This window comes from Bacteroides sp. GD17 (assembly GCF_038448625.1).
In the GTDB taxonomy this organism is placed as follows: domain Bacteria; phylum Bacteroidota; class Bacteroidia; order Bacteroidales; family Bacteroidaceae; genus Bacteroides.
This window is the reverse complement of record NZ_JBCEZS010000002.1, coordinates 182,210-198,220: the sequence shown is the minus strand read 5'-3', so window position 1 is coordinate 198,220 and position 16,011 is coordinate 182,210. Positions and strand designations below refer to the sequence as shown.

Genomic DNA, 16,011 nt, shown 5'->3' with positions numbered 1-16,011 from the left:
TATTTCCTATTTGTTAAAAAACACAAATTCATTTGTTATTGAATGCCTCTCTCACGAAGCTTCAACTGCCACTTCCATGCAGAAAGCAGTGTTTCTTCAATGCTGGTTTCAGCTTTCCAACCCAATTCATTGTTTGCCAATTCAGGGTTAGCCCATACCTTTTCGATATCACCGGCACGACGACCTACAATCTGATAGTTCAGCTTCACACCTGTAGCTTTTTCAAAAGCACTGATCAACTCCAAAACGGAAAGACCACGACCCGTACCGATGTTGAAGACTTCTACTTTTTCTTTCTGTTTCTTCTCCAGAATACGGTTGATAGCAACTACGTGCGCTTTCGCCAGATCGACTACATTAATGAAGTCGCGGATACAAGAACCGTCGGGCGTATCATAATCATCACCAAAGACACTCAGTTTCTCACGGATACCGATTGCAGTCTGAGTGAGGTATGGTATAAGGTTCTGCGGTACACCGTTAGGCAACTCACCCAGCAATGCAGTGGGATGTGCGCCAATCGGATTGAAGTAACGCAATAAGATGGCATTTATCGGAGCACCGGAAGCAACTGTATCACGAACGATTTCTTCGTTGATCTGCTTCGTGTTTCCATAAGGTGATTCCGCCTTCTTGATAGGAGCTTGCTCCGTTACCGGAAGTTCGTCCGGCTGACCGTATACGGTACAAGAAGATGAGAATACAATTCCCTCTACTCCATGCTTCGGCATCAATTCAAGTAAGTTGATCAGTGAAACCAGATTGTTACGATAGTAAAGCAACGGTTTCTGAACCGACTCACCTACAGCTTTGCTCGCTGCAAAGTGAATGATAGCTTTAATGCCTTCATATTTGGTAAACACAGCGTCAAGACCGGCAAAATCCAAGCAATCTATTTTCTCGAAAGCAGGACGGATGCCAGATACTTTTTCAATGTTATCTACAACGTCTGCGCTGGAGTTTGACAAATTATCAATAATAACAACTTCATAACCTGCGTTTTGAAGTTCGACTACTGTATGAGAACCTATATAGCCGGTTCCGCCAGTAACTAAGATTTTCTCTTTCATGTTAAAAATATAGACAATTTAGCTTTTAGGTTATCAATACGCTACAAATGTAAGGAAATAAATTAAGAAAAACAGAAAAAGGGAATAAAAATTAGCTTATTCCCTTTCACTTTTTTTTTGGAGCTTTTCCTTATTTAGATTTTCACTACCCCTGAGAAGCCCATGAATGCCATAGCAAGCAGGCCGGCAGTAATCAGAGCGATCGGAGTTCCGCGCATACCTTTCGGGATGTTAACCAGGCTCATTTGCTCGCGCAAGCCGGCAAACAGAGTCAATGCCAGACCAAAACCAATAGCAGTAGAGAATGCGTAAACAACTCCCGTCAGCAAATCATAATCTTTCTGGATGACAAGGATAGCCACACCGAGAATACAACAGTTGGTAGTAATCAACGGCAGGAATACACCTAAAGCCTGATATAAAGAAGGAGAAACTTTCTTCAGAACGATTTCTACCATCTGCACCAGAGCAGCAATCACCAGAATGAAGGTAATAGTCTGCAAGTAACCCAAGTCGAAAGCATCGAGCACGAACTTCTGTATGAGGAACGTCACAATAGTAGCGATGGTAAGTACGAATGCCACTGCAGCAGACATACCCAACGCCGTCTCCACTTTCTTGGAAACCCCAAGGAACGGACAGATTCCCAAGAATTGCGACAATACGATGTTGTTTACAAAGATTGCCGAGATAAATATCAATATATATTCCATAGTTTACAAATTATGCTTTCTTGAAGCTGTTAATCAAAGCAATGAGGTAACCCAAAGCGATAAATGCACCCGGGGCGAGGACGAAGACCAACATACCGTATTCTTCGGGAAGAATCGTCAGATTGAAGATTTTGCCTGTTCCCAGGAATTCGCGTACAGCACCCAGCAGTGTCAAGGCGATAGTAAAACCTAAGCCCATGCCCAGACCGTCAAAGAAAGAGGAAATCGGACTGTTCTTAGCAGCAAATGCCTCGGCACGCCCCAGCACGATACAGTTTACAACAATCAACGGAATGAACAGTCCCAACGTAGCATACAGCGAAGGTACATAAGCCTGCATCACCATCTGCAACAGCGTTACGAACGATGCAATCACCACGATGAACGAAGGAATACGCACCATATCAGGAATCAAGTTCTTAATAGCAGAGATCACTACATTAGAACAAATCAACACAAACATCGTAGCCAATCCCATCCCCATACCGTTGACAGCAGAAGAAGTGGTACCCAATGTAGGACACATACCAAGCAGAAGCACAAATGTAGGATTCTCTTTGATAATCCCATTCATCATAACTTTAAAATTATTCATATCTTCTACTCCTTTCTTAATTAACACTGAGTGTATCCGCAGCTTCGGCAGCTGTGGCATCAGCAGGTTGTTCAACAATCTTTTGAGAAGCGCCCGTATTGCCGTCGGAAGTTTCCTGACCGGCATAAGCGGCATAAGCTGCATTCACAGCATTCAAAAAAGCACGTGAAGTAATGGTAGAAGCAGTAATGGCATCTACCTGACCGCCATCCTTACTTACTGTCAAAGCAGCTTCACCCGGATTCATACCCGTAATGTCGCCCTTACTACCTTTCTTAAACCAATCGGCAGCTTTGGAGCCCAATCCCGGAGTCTCAGCATGAGACAACAGGGAATAATCTATAATCTTGCCATTGGCATCGAAGCCTACCAGCACCTTCAGTTCACCGCCAAAACCCATTGAAGTAGCTTCTACGGCTGCACCGATATACTCACCGCCTTTGGTAGCAGGATATACGGAATACTCGATACCGTTCACCTCCTGCACCTTCTTTTCTGCAATCGGGTCGTTATCGAAGCCCGGAACCACCGCACTGACGGCATCGCTCAATGTCTTGGCATTGGCTTGCGCAATGGGTTCCTTCGTCAGTTCATTCACAAAAGCCAGCAATGCTACGGAGATAGCCGTGACTCCCGTAAGCACCAGCAACATATTCTTTAAGGATGATTCTAACTTTTTCATTTCTTCTTCGCTACCTCCCCAAAGCGTTTAGGTTTGACATACGTATTAATCAGCGGAGTGAACGCATTCATTATCAGAATAGCGAACGACATACCTTCGGGATATGCACCGAACAGACGGATAACCACCGTCAGGATACCGATGCAGACACCATAGATCAGCATACCTCGATGACTCATCGGAGAAGTAACATAATCCGTAGCCATGAAGATGGCGCCCAGCATCAGACCACCGGAAAGCAACTGTACCACCGGAGATACATAAAGTGCCGGATTAACCAGATACATGATGCCGGAGAATATAAACACTGTAGCCAAGATGGATACAGGAACATGCCAGGTAATAATCTTCTTCCATAACATATAAGCCAGTCCCAGCAGCAGAGCCAGTGCGCTGACTTCACCAAGACATCCGCCGTTGTTGCCTATCAACAAGTCGAAGGCTCCCGGAAGGTCACTCAGCGACACACCCGGAGCACCATTGATAACCCCCTTCATAATAGCCAGCGGCGTAGCAGCCGTAGTGGCATCTGTGTAGGCAGTCAACTGGCCCACAGCCGGCCAAGTCGTCATCTGCACAGGGAAAGAGAGCAGCAGGAACACACGTCCCAGCAATGCAGGATTAAAAGGATTGCAACCTAAACCACCGAATGACATCTTGCCCACACCGATAGCAAACAAGGCGCCCAGGATAATAATCCAGATAGGCAGGTTGGAAGGTAAATTGAATGCCAACAACACACCGGTAATGATGGCAGAGCCATCGCAGATGGTCGTGGTTGCTTTCTTCAGCAGGAATTTGCCGATGGCCCATTCAAAGAACAAGCAGGCCAGTACGGAGGTAGCCGTAACAATCAGCGCACCCAGTCCGAAAAAGTAAAGCGATACAAGGAATGCCGGAATCAATGCAATAAGCACGCCGTACATATTCTTCTTCACGCTGTCACCACCATGAACGTGGGGTGAAAGGGATACGATTAATTTATTCATACTTCGTTATTTTTTAGCTTGACGTGCACGGATCATTGCTCCCACTTTACCCTTGCCCAAACGGATGTAATCCAGCATCGGGCGGTTGGAAGGACAAGTGAACTGGCATGAGCCGCATTCGATACACGACATAATGTCTTCTTTCTCTACTCTTTCAAAATCTCCATGAGCCGAAACCGTGGCAAGCAGGTAAGGTTCCAATCCCATCGGGCAGGCTCCCACACACTTGGCACAACGGATGCAAGGCTGTATTTCACCGCGCTTGGCTTCCTTGTCGTTCATGATGAGAATACCGGAACTACCTTTAGCAGTCGGCACATCCGTATTAACCAAGGCCTTACCCATCATCGGACCACCGCCGATAATCTTACCCGTATCTTCGGGCAGACCACCGCAAGCATCAATCAACTGTTTCATCGGCGTACCGATACGTGCCAGGAAGTTAGAAGGTTTTGCCAGTGACTTGCCCGTCACGGTAATGACGCGCTCGAACAAAGGTTTGTTCTTCTGAACTGCTTCATAAACCGCAAACGCCGTACCTACATTCTGAACAACAGCTCCGGTAGAGATAGGAAGTGCACCGGCAGCTACCTGGCGACTGATAACAGCATCGATCAACTGCTTTTCACCCCCCTGCGGATATTGTACTTTCAAAGGAACCACCTCGATGCCTGCATAGCTGGAAGCGACTTTCGTCATCAACTGAATAGCATCAGGCTTATTATTTTCGATACCGATAAATGCCTTGTTCACCTTTACAGCTTTCATCAGAATGGATATGCCTACCATGATTTCTTCGGCATGTTCCAACATCAACTGATGGTCGGCAGTCAGATAGGGTTCGCACTCTACAGCATTGATAATAACACACTCGGCCTTAAATGCGGGAGGAGGACACAACTTCACCTGTGTAGGGAAACAAGCGCCACCCAAACCTACGATACCGGCATCGGCTATCTTCTTCACAATCTCCTCGGCTGTCAGATTGCATTCCTTCACCAGTGTATCGGTGCGGTCAATACTTTCTTCCCATTCATCACCTTCCACGTCAATGAAGATAGCGGGTTTGGCATAACCGCTGGCATCGACAATCGTGTCAATCTTAGCGACCTTTCCGCTGACAGACGAATGGATAGCTGCTGATACAAAACCACCGGGTTCGGCAAGCTTTGTACCCACTTTCACTACATCACCTTTGGCTACAACAGGCTTGGCTGGAGCACCGATATGCTGCCCCAACAGGATAACGGCCTTTGCCGGAACCTCTGCCTTAATGATAGGCTGATGTGCTGAAAGTTTATTTTCGTGTGGATGAACTCCACCAATTGAAAATGTCTTCAACATACAATTCTGTATTTTATAGTCGTTTTATTTACTTATTAATTTATGCCTCTGCTTTCGGAGCTTCTGCTACCTTCGGAGTTGCTTCTACTTTCTTTGCAGCCGGAGCAGCATCATCAGCCTTCGGTTTGCGTGGCGGGAAATTGAGCGCAATGATTGTGTTTTGCGGACAAACCTCCTCGCACTTGCGACAAGATTTACACTTGTTGGGATCAATATAAGCCAGATTGTTTTCCAGCGTAATAGCTTCGAACGGACATACCTTCACACACTTGCCACAACCGATACAAGCCACGGTACAAGCCTTGCGTGCTACAGCACCCTTATCCTTATTTACACACTGCACATATACGCGACGTGACTTCTTGCCTTGCGGACGAATTTCGATAATAGACTTCGGACAAGCCTTGACGCATGCTCCACAAGCCGTACACTTTGCTTCGTCCACTTCAGGAAGACCGGTTTCGGGGTTCATGTGGATAGCATCGAACTGGCAGGCAGCCACACAGTCACCACAGCCTAAGCAACCAAAACTACAACCTGTCTCACCACCATAAAGAGAAGCGGCAATAGCGCAACTCTTTGCTCCATCGTATTGATTCACACGAGGGCGATTAGCACAAGTTCCATTACATCTCACCACTGCAACCATAGGCTCGGAAGCAGCAGCATCCAAACCCAGGATTTCAGCAACCTGCGTCATGACAGCCTGCCCGCCTACCGGACAAAACTTGCCTTCCAGCGAACCCGCCTTCACACAAGCGTCTGCAAATCCGCCACAACCGGGGTAACCACATCCTCCGCAGTTTGCCTGGGGCAAGACTTCTGCCACCTGCGCAATTCGCGGATCTTCATACACGGCAAATTTCTTGGAAGCCATATAAAGGATAGCGGCAGCTACCAGCGCTATAACTCCCAATGAAATCACTGCAATCAGAATTACATTCATAAATTAGTTGTTTATTAATTATTTGTTTTATGTATTAGCTAGTTCATCGGTTGTATTGAAAATGAGAACTTCTTTCCCAATCGTGACTTGTTCAGCCACAATATATAATAATAAGGTATAAGAAGCGCCAACGAGCAAAGCGCAGAACGCAACTCGTCATTCCAAATAACCATAAAAATGAATAAAGAGACAATTAAAACGAGGAAAGGAAATACGAAAGCCAACAATACCGCCATTGCCCCCATCGAGAGTTCTCCTACCACCCATACGCGGTCGCCGGGTTGATACGAAGCAGCATCAGCATCTGTTATATCAATAAGTTTTTCTTTGGTATCAGCAGAGCTACAATGCCCCTTTACACTACATGAAGCGCATGCTGAAGTTTGGATTATTCTCACCTTCAGATGAGAACCATTTATGTTTTCCACAATACCTTGATGTCTTATAGTATTCGCCATTTTGCAAAGTGAGCATTACAAATCGCGGCAAATTTACGCATTATTTATGAACTGCAAACCTTTCGAATACTTTTTATGTGCACGTAAACGTTCTTTTTCCCTTTTTTATGAGGTTTTTCTTCATTTTTTCTATTAAAAGACATAAAAAACGCCCCATTGTCATCCAACGGAGCGTTCTTTTTATTTATTAACGACCTGTATAGTTACCATTTGTAATTGATGCCGAAGCTTAATAATTCTTTTACCTGAAAATAGCTATCTCCTTCTGTCGGGCGGGAACTATCATCATAGCGGGCATGTACGTAGAGCTTGGTAGAAAGATAACGGTTCAGCACAAAGTTTACAGTATTTTCCCACTCGATGCGCGTCCATTCATAACTGGTCTGGAAATCCAGGCGAGAATCCAACACAATAGTAGGAATGATGGTCCACGAAAGCGTCGGTTGCACCTGCGAACCGAAGTTATGCTTCACACTCTTACCTTCGTCCAGACCAAAACTGACTTCGTTTACATCCTTGTTTCCTATATAGCGCATCATATACGTCAAGGGAGCCATGAAAACAGACAAACTGAATTTCTTCTTCTTCAACTTGTAGTCCATACCGATACTGCTTGTCCAGTCGGCCGGAGCAAAGAAAGCAGAAACCAGTTCTTCGCTATTCGCTTTGTAACCGTTAACGAACTGAGTCTTAAATTCCGTAGTAATTGTATAGTACCACTTCGATGCAGCCTGAATACCTATCTTACTATACAACCGGAGTTGGTCGGTACTTACCAAATAGTTATGGTACTCATCCGACGGTGCCGAACTGAAACCTAACTTGGCATCCAGCAAATTCTCCCATTGAATCTTCTCCTGGTCGTTGTAATTGGCAAACAACTGCAGATTGGCAAGCAGAGCATTCGTGCTCTCCCCACCCTTATACCAGTTGTCGGAAATGTAGTTCTGAGTAAATTGCAGCGAACCGTTTCCACCCGTCACCCACCAGTTGGGTTTGTGGATTATGACTTCCGCGTCCTCTTTTACCCTTATCATGTCTTCTTTTCCAAACAATTTTACGACGGATGGTTTAGAAGAAACCTCTTTCTCTATATTATCCCTATAGCTGCGGCGCTTCATTATCTCTCTTTCGGTTCTTACCACCAGATTAGGATAATCTACATAAGTGCCCAGCAAAGTACGATCCACAATCTTATTGGCCCTTTTCTTCGAGGTGAAGCTCAACGTATCTATCGGTAACAACTCACGTGTCAGAGCCGGAACCGTATCAGGCTTCTGAAAGCTCCATCTCAGCTTGGAATAGCGCCTCATGGGAGCATAATAATAAGTAAGGGGAAGGAATAAGCGATAGTAATCAGGACTGAGAGTTATATAACGCTCCGGTGTAGTAGGATCGTTCAGATAATCCAAAACGCCAATATGTTTTTCATACAACACCGAAACTGTATCCAGCCTATAACGAGTACCTTCCGGCTTCAGTTTCAAGATCATATATTCACTCATTATCCCTGATAAAGTATCAGCCTTAGCGGTTGTTTTCTGTTTTACATTCTTTATGGCGGGCTCCGCCACATCCTGCGCCATCATCGACGAAGAAATCATTGCGGCAATCACCCAAATTGAGATGTGTCTATTCTTCATAATTCCTAAAACCTATGATTTGAGTGCAAATTTAGCTGAAAATGTTTAGAATACATAGAAAAACAATTAGAAAACCGAAGAAACGTATCGAAAACTAAATGAAAAACGGAAGAGTGCTTCTTCGATGAAATCGTATTTTTTAATAATTGTTTTACCGAAACTTTCTGTACTTCCTCTTTTTTTTATAATTTTGCGCTTTTTAAGTCTGTTGTGTACCAACGGGTACATTTACAATGAGTAACAATTAATAAAACAATATAGTTGTGGGAGAAACAAAGTATATTTTCGTCACCGGTGGCGTTGCCTCTTCATTAGGTAAAGGTATCATCTCATCCTCCATCGGTAAGTTGCTGCAAGCAAGAGGTTATAAAGTAACCATCCAGAAGTTTGACCCGTATATCAACATCGACCCGGGCACGCTGAACCCTTATGAACACGGTGAATGCTACGTAACGGTAGATGGCCATGAAGCCGATCTCGACTTAGGACACTACGAACGTTTTTTAGGTATTCAAACCACTAAGGCCAATAATATTACAACCGGACGTATCTACAAAAGCGTCATCGACAAAGAGCGCCGGGGTGACTATCTGGGAAAGACCATCCAGGTTATCCCTCATATCACGGATGAAATAAAGCGGAATGTAAAGCTGCTGGGAAACAAATATAAATTCGATTTTGTTATTACCGAAATCGGTGGTACGGTAGGTGATATCGAGTCCCTTCCGTACTTGGAAAGCATCCGTCAGTTGAAGTGGGAACTGGGTAAAGATGCACTGTGCGTACACCTTACTTATGTACCCTACCTTGCCGCTGCCGGTGAGTTGAAGACCAAGCCTACCCAGCATTCTGTTAAAGAGTTGCAAAGTGCCGGTGTTCAGCCCGATGTCCTGGTACTCCGTGCAGAACACCATCTGAGTACCAATTTGCGCAAGAAAGTAGCCCTCTTCTGTAATGTAGACGAGAGTGCAGTTGTGCAGAGCTATGACGCCCCGACCATTTACGAGGTGCCCATTATGATGCAGGAACAAGGACTGGATGTTACCATCCTGAAGAAAATGGGACTTCCGGTAGGCGATACTCCGGGCTTGGGCCCATGGCGTGCCTTCCTCGAACGTCGTCATAAAGCAGAAAGTACAGAACCACTGCACATTGCCCTGGTAGGTAAATACGATCTGCAAGATGCATACAAGTCTATCCGCGAATCCCTGTCGCAGGCCGGAACTTACAACGACCGCAAAGTGTCGGTAGACTTTGTGAACAGCGAAAAGCTGACGGAAGAGAATGTAGAAGAAGCATTGAAAGGCATGGCAGGCGTACTGATAGGACCGGGCTTCGGCGAACGCGGTATTCCTGGCAAGTTTGTAGCCATCAAGTATGCACGTACGCACAACATTCCTACTTTTGGCATTTGCCTGGGTATGCAATGCATGGCTATCGAATTTGCCCGCAACGTGCTGGGCTATGCCGATGCCAACTCACGCGAAATGGATGAAAAGACTCCCCATAACGTCATCGACATCATGGAAGAGCAGAAGTCTATCACCAACATGGGTGGAACCATGCGTCTGGGTGCTTACGAATGCGTATTGCAAAAAGGCAGTAAAGTATACAAAGCATACGGAACCGAACACATTCAGGAACGCCACCGCCATCGTTATGAGTTCAACAATGCCTATAAGGACGAATACGAAGCAGCCGGCATGAAGTGTGTGGGTACCAACCCCGAATCGGATCTGGTAGAAATCGTTGAGATACCTGAATTGAAATGGTTCATCGGTACGCAGTTCCATCCCGAATACAGCAGTACGGTATTGAACCCGCATCCGTTGTTCGTAGCATTTGTAAAAGCCGCCATCGAAAACGAAAACGATAATAAATAAAATTTGTAATTAGTAATTTGTAATTAACAGAGAATGGACAAAAACACCATCACAGGTCTTGTTTTAATAGCTATCTTGTTAGTAGGTTTCAGTTTTCTGAGCCGTCCCAGCCAGGAGCAACTGGAAGCCCAACAGCACTACTATGACTCCATTGCCCAGGTGCAGCAACGCGAAGAAGCCTTAAAAGCTAAATCGGAAGCAGCCCTGGCCAACGAAAAAGGAACAGAAGTAGCAGTTGACTCCACCACCCTCTTCTTCGACGCCCGTCAAGGAACCAACTCGCAAGTGACCATCCAGAACAACCTGGCAGAGATTACGGTAGATACAAAGGGCGGACGCATTGCTTCGGCCACGCTGAAAGAGTATATGGGACAAGACAAGAAGACTCCCGTCACATTATTCAGCGGTGACGATGCTTCCATGAACTTTCTCTTCTATAATAAGAAGGAAACCATTCAGACGGAAGACTACTACTTCACCGCAGTGAACCGCACGGACAGCACTGTCACCATGCGCCTGTCGGCAGACAGCAACAGCTACATCGACTTTACGTATGCCATGCGCAACGGCACCTACCTGATAGACTTCACCATCCAGGCAGTCAACATGGAAGGCAAGCTGGCAGCCAGCAACAATTATGTCGACATTGAATGGGCACAACGAGCCCGCCAGATAGAGAAAGGTTATACGTACGAAAACCGTCTGTCCGAACTGACCTATAAGAAGACCGGAGAAGGCACCGACTACTTGTCCGCCAACAAGAACGACGAGAAAGAAGTTCCCGAACGCTTGGACTGGATTGCTTTCAAGAACCAGTTCTTCTCTACGGTATTCTTGGCCGACGCCGATTTTGAAAAGACCAAGCTGACTTCAAAGATGGAGGCTCAAGGCAGCGGTTACATCAAGGACTACTCGGCAGAAATGAGTACAAAGTTCGATCCGACCGGCAAAGAACCCACACAGTTGTTCTTCTACTTTGGCCCGAATCACTACAAGACGCTGACTGCTCTCGATAAAGGTCGCACAGAGAAATGGGAGCTGAACCGCTTGGTTTACCTGGGCTGGCCGCTTATCCGCTGGATAAACAAATGGCTCACTATCAACATCTTCGACTGGTTGTCCAGCTGGGGTCTGAGCATGGGTATCGTGCTGTTGCTGATGACGCTGATTGTAAAGGCTGTAGTATTCCCCGCAACATGGAAGACGTACATGTCATCGGCCAAGATGCGTGTACTGAAGCCGAAAATCGATGAGATTGGCAAGAAATATCCCAAGCAGGAGGATGCGATGAAGAAGCAACAGGAAGTGATGGGGCTATACAGCCAGTACGGTGTCAGTCCGATGGGAGGATGCCTTCCGATGTTGTTGCAGTTCCCTATCCTGATGGCGTTGTTTATGTTCGTGCCGAGTGCAATCGAACTCCGTCAGCAGAGTTTCTTGTGGGCGGATGACCTCTCCACATACGATGCGTTCATCAACTTCCCGTTCCATATCCCGTTCTTGGGCAACCACCTCAGCTTGTTCTGCTTGCTGATGACGGCAACCAATATATTGAACACGAAGTACATGATGCAACAGCAAGATACGGGAGCCAATCCTCAGATGGCAGCCATGAAGTGGATGTCGTACCTGATGCCCGTTATGTTCTTGTTCATCTTGAACGACTATCCTTCGGGATTGAACTATTACTACTTCATCTCTACATTGATCAGTGTGGTAACAACGCTCATCATGCGGCGAACCACCAACGAAGAGAAACTTCTTGCCCAAATGGAGGCCAACAAGAAGGACCCGAAGAAGATGAAGAAAACCGGTTTTGCTGCCCGCCTCGAAGCGATGCAAAAGCAGCAAGAGCAGATGATGAAAGAAAAACAGAATAAGAGATAATCTCTATTCAATATATTCTTTTGCTGAAAGCCGGACAATGTATGTTGTTCGGCTTTTTTAATCTGAAGGAGAAAACAGATGGTCTGTTGAGCTGAAACGCATGGTCTATTGAGGTCAAACGCATCATCTGTTAGGGTCAAACGCATTATCTGTTTGAAACGGATACATCATCTATTTTTAAAGCACTTGAATTACATTCATTATAATATAAGATTTATAGATTATGCAAACTAAATACACCTACAAACAAATCTGGCTTATCGCCTACCCTATCCTTATCAGTCTGCTTATGGAGCAAATGATAGGTATGACAGACACCGCCTTTTTGGGGCGCGTAGGCGAAGTGGAGCTGGGAGCATCCGCTATTGCCGGCATCTTCTACGTAGTCATCTTCATGGTGGCATTCGGCTTCAGCATCGGGGCACAGATACTTATGGCAAGGCGCAACGGTGAGCAGCAATACCGCGAAATCGGTAATCTGTTCTATCAAGGCACCTACTTCCAGCTGGGACTGGCCACAGTCATGTTCCTGCTATGCTATTGCCTTGCACCGATGATACTGCGACGCATCGTCTCGTCCGACCATATTTACGAAGCCGCCATCAGTTACCTGAACTGGCGTATCTTCGGCTTCTTCTTTACCTTTGCAGCAGTTATGTTCCGCGCATTCTTCCTGGGCACCACGCAGACCAAGACTTTGACGCTGAACTCTATCGTGATGGTATTGAGCAATGTCGTACTCAACTATATCCTTATCTTCGGTAAGTTCGGAGTACCTGCCCTCGGCATTGCCGGAGCAGCCATCGGTTCTTCATTGTCCGAGTTGATTTCACTGGTATTCTTCATCCTGTATACCCGTTATCGCATCGATATCCGAAAGTATGGACTAGACAAGATACCGGGCATCCGCCCGGAGATTCTGAAACGAATGCTGAACGTTTCATTGTGGACGATGGTACAGAACTTCTTCTCCCTCTCCACCTGGTTCCTGCTCTTCCTATATATAGAACATCTGGGAGAACGTTCGCTGGCCATTACCAATATCATCCGTAATGTTTCGGGTATTCTTTTCATGGTGATGATGGCCTTTGCTTCAACCTGCGGTTCGTTGGTAAGTAACCTTATCGGTGCGGGAGACATACGCTATGTTCAAGGCACCATACGCCAGCACATACGCATCGCTTATGTGTTTGTACTTCCGTTTGCCCTGTTCTTTGCATTGTTCCCGAATCTGATTCTGAGTGTGTATACCGACATTCCTGCACTGAGGGAAGCTGCTGTACCCTCGCTCTGGGTACTTTGTTCGGCATATCTGTTCCTGGTTCCTGCCAATGTTTACTTCCAGTCGGTATCGGGAACCGGAAATACACGTACCGCCTTGGCGCTGGAAATGATAACGCTTGCCATCTACGTCTGTTACATCACGTACATCGTCTCTTATCTGAAGCTCGATGTTGCGTTTGCATGGACGTCGGAGCATGTATATTCCATCGGTATTTTAACGCTTTGTTATTTCTACATGAAGAAAGGGAAATGGAGTCAGAAGAAGATTTAAAATATTTCTGTATCTTCGCAACATAATAAATATACGACGGATATTCATCAAACACTAATTATATGAAACAAGTAAACCTATTGTTTATGTCAGCAGCAATGACATTGGCCTCCTGCGGAGGAGCGAAAGATGCCGGGCAACCGGATGCAGCAGCGCTTATCCAGCGTTCGGACATCAAGATCGAAGGCAAGAGTATGACACCCGAAGCCCTTTGGGCGATGGGACGCATTGGCAGCGTAGCCGTATCTCCCGACGAGAAACAGATTGCCTACACCGTATCTTATTACAGTGTACCGCAGAACAAAAGCAACAGCGAAGTATTCGTTATGAATGCCGACGGCAGCAGTAATACGCAAATTACCCGTGATGCCTGGCAAGAAGGAGAACCTACCTGGATTAAAGACGGCAAGAAGATTGCTTTCCTTTGCAACGAAAGCGGCAGCAGTCAGGTATGGGAAATGAATCCCGACGGCAGCGGACGTAAACAGTTGACCGAATATGACGGAGATATCGAAGGCTTCTCCTTCTCTCCCGACGGCAAGAAATTGCTCTTCATCGCCCAGGTGAAGACCGTGAAGAGCACTGCCGATAAACATCCTGATCTGCCAAAGGCAACCGGTATCATCGTAACCGACCTTATGTACAAACATTGGGACGAGTGGGTGACGACTGCCCCCCACCCCTTCGTTGCCGACTTCGACGATAACGGCATCAATAACGTAACCGATATTCTGGAAGGCGAACCTTACGAAAGTCCGATGAAACCTTGGGGTGGTATCGAGCAGCTGGCATGGAGTCCGTCTTCTGATAAAGTAGCCTATACTTGTCGTAAGAAGACCGGGCTGGCGTATGCCATCTCCACGAACTCCGACATCTACATCTACGACCTTGCCAGCAAGAAAACCGTAAATATCACCGAAGAAAACAAGGGTTACGACACCAACCCGCAGTATTCTCCCGACGGTAAATACATTGCATGGCAGAGTATGGAGCACGACGGTTACGAAGCCGATCTGAACCGTCTGTTCATCATGAACCTCGAGACCGGTGAAAAGCGTTTCGTCAGCAAGGCGTTCGAATCAAATGTAGACGCTTTCTTGTGGAATAAAGACTCTCAAAGCATCTATTTCATCGGCGTATGGCACGGTGAGACACAGATCTACAACATCAACCTTACCGACAGCGATAAGCTGACTCAGCTTACCGATGGCATGTACGACTACGCTTCTCTTGCCCTCTGCGGCGACAAAGTGATTGCCAAACGTCACTCCATGAGCATGGGTGATGAAATCTACGCCGTAGCCAATTCCCGCAACGGCGATGCTTTTGCCGAAGCTACACAGTTGACTTTCGAGAACAAGCAAATCTACGACCAACTGGAAATGGGTAAAGTGGAAGCCCGCTGGATGAAGACTACCGACGGCAAGCAGATGCTAACATGGGTAATCTATCCGCCTCAGTTCGACCCGAACAAGAAGTATCCTACCCTGCTCTTCTGCGAGGGTGGTCCTCAAAGCCCCGTCAGTCAGTTCTGGAGCTATCGTTGGAATTTCCAGATCATGGCGGCAAACGATTATATTATCGTAGCTCCCAACCGTCGCGGTCTTCCGGGCTTTGGTGTAGAATGGAACGAAGCTATCAGCGGCGATTATGGTGGTCAATGCATGAAGGATTATTTCACTGCAATCGACGAAGTTGCCAAAGAGCCTTTTGTGGATAAAGACCGTCTGGGTTGTGTCGGCGCCAGCTTCGGAGGTTTCTCCGTATATTGGCTTGCCGGACATCACGACAAACGTTTCAAGGCTTTCATCGCTCACGATGGTATCTTCAATATGGAAATGCAATATCTGGAAACAGAAGAGAAATGGTTTGCCAACTGGGATATGGGCGGCGCTTACTGGGAAAAGAACAACGCTACGGCTCAACGTACTTTTACCAACTCTCCGCATCTCTTCGTCGACAAATGGGATACTCCTATCCTCTGTATCCATGGCGAAAAGGACTTCCGTATCCTTGCCAACCAGGCAATGGCTGCCTTCGATGCTGCCGTGATGCGTGGTGTTCCTGCCGAATTGCTGATCTATCCCGATGAAAATCACTGGGTGCTGAAACCTCAGAATGGCGTACTGTGGCAACGCACTTTCTTTGAGTGGTTGGATAAATGGCTGAAGCCGGGTAAATAAAAAGACTCTCAAAGGGTATAAACTGACAGTCCCCGATTCTTTCATTAAGAATCGGGGACTGTT

13 protein-coding genes are annotated in these 16,011 nt (G+C 46.3%); 4 read left to right on the top strand and 9 right to left on the bottom strand.

All coding sequences use genetic code 11. From position 1 onward, the window contains the following. Positions 1 to 35 precede the first annotated feature (35 nt). The 9 genes from galE to AAE250_RS04050 form a co-directional block, all read right to left on the bottom strand. A complete protein-coding gene (galE, locus tag AAE250_RS04090; RefSeq protein ID WP_294596968.1) occupies positions 36 to 1,070 on the bottom strand; it encodes a UDP-glucose 4-epimerase GalE in 1,035 nt (344 codons plus the stop codon). Positions 1,071 to 1,204: 134 nt separating this feature from the next. Beyond that, entirely contained in the window at positions 1,205 to 1,783 is a 579-nt protein-coding gene (gene rsxA, locus AAE250_RS04085) for an electron transport complex subunit RsxA (protein ID WP_294596965.1), read from the bottom strand. 10 nt (positions 1,784 to 1,793) lie between these two features. Beyond that, positions 1,794 to 2,378: an electron transport complex subunit RsxE gene (gene rsxE / locus AAE250_RS04080; protein ID WP_294596964.1), complete on the bottom strand. Its 585-nt coding sequence runs from the start codon at positions 2,376 to 2,378 to the stop codon at positions 1,794 to 1,796. 16 nt (positions 2,379 to 2,394) lie between these two features. Then, entirely contained in the window at positions 2,395 to 3,060 is a 666-nt protein-coding gene (locus AAE250_RS04075) for an RnfABCDGE type electron transport complex subunit G (protein ID WP_294596963.1), read from the bottom strand. Continuing rightward, positions 3,057 to 4,049, bottom strand: a complete 993-nt coding sequence (locus AAE250_RS04070; protein WP_294596960.1) for an RnfABCDGE type electron transport complex subunit D — start codon at positions 4,047 to 4,049, stop codon at positions 3,057 to 3,059. Before AAE250_RS04070 ends, AAE250_RS04075 begins: the two co-directional genes overlap by 4 nt. A 6-nt stretch (positions 4,050 to 4,055) precedes the next feature. Continuing rightward, positions 4,056 to 5,393 (bottom strand): electron transport complex subunit RsxC, encoded by a 1,338-nt coding sequence (gene rsxC / locus AAE250_RS04065; RefSeq protein WP_294596958.1) that lies wholly within the window; start codon positions 5,391 to 5,393, stop codon positions 4,056 to 4,058. Between the two features lie 40 nt (positions 5,394 to 5,433). Then, entirely contained in the window at positions 5,434 to 6,339 is a 906-nt protein-coding gene (locus AAE250_RS04060) for a Fe-S cluster domain-containing protein (RefSeq protein WP_294596955.1), read from the bottom strand. 38 nt (positions 6,340 to 6,377) lie between these two features. Beyond that, on the bottom strand, positions 6,378 to 6,797 hold the full coding sequence (locus AAE250_RS04055) for a SoxR reducing system RseC family protein (RefSeq protein ID WP_294596953.1): 420 nt from the start codon (positions 6,795 to 6,797) through the stop codon (positions 6,378 to 6,380). A 203-nt stretch (positions 6,798 to 7,000) separates the two neighbouring features. Further along, complete coding sequence (locus AAE250_RS04050; protein ID WP_294596950.1) at positions 7,001 to 8,440, bottom strand: DUF3078 domain-containing protein; 1,440 nt, start codon at positions 8,438 to 8,440, stop codon at positions 7,001 to 7,003. A gap of 263 nt (positions 8,441 to 8,703) precedes the next feature. Between AAE250_RS04050 and AAE250_RS04045 the strand changes: the two genes are divergently transcribed. The 4 genes from AAE250_RS04045 to AAE250_RS04030 all read left to right on the top strand — a co-directional run bounded on the left by AAE250_RS04045 (position 8,704) and on the right by AAE250_RS04030 (position 15,948). Then, positions 8,704 to 10,323 (top strand): CTP synthase, encoded by a 1,620-nt coding sequence (locus AAE250_RS04045; RefSeq protein ID WP_294596947.1) that lies wholly within the window; start codon positions 8,704 to 8,706, stop codon positions 10,321 to 10,323. A gap of 33 nt (positions 10,324 to 10,356) precedes the next feature. Continuing rightward, positions 10,357 to 12,210, top strand: a complete 1,854-nt coding sequence (yidC, locus tag AAE250_RS04040) for a membrane protein insertase YidC (protein WP_294596944.1) — start codon at positions 10,357 to 10,359, stop codon at positions 12,208 to 12,210. A gap of 223 nt (positions 12,211 to 12,433) precedes the next feature. Next, entirely contained in the window at positions 12,434 to 13,765 is a 1,332-nt protein-coding gene (locus tag AAE250_RS04035; protein WP_294596942.1) for an MATE family efflux transporter, read from the top strand. 62 nt (positions 13,766 to 13,827) lie between these two features. Next, positions 13,828 to 15,948, top strand: a complete 2,121-nt coding sequence (locus tag AAE250_RS04030; protein ID WP_294596940.1) for a dipeptidyl-peptidase 5 — start codon at positions 13,828 to 13,830, stop codon at positions 15,946 to 15,948. Positions 15,949 to 16,011 lie beyond the last annotated feature (63 nt).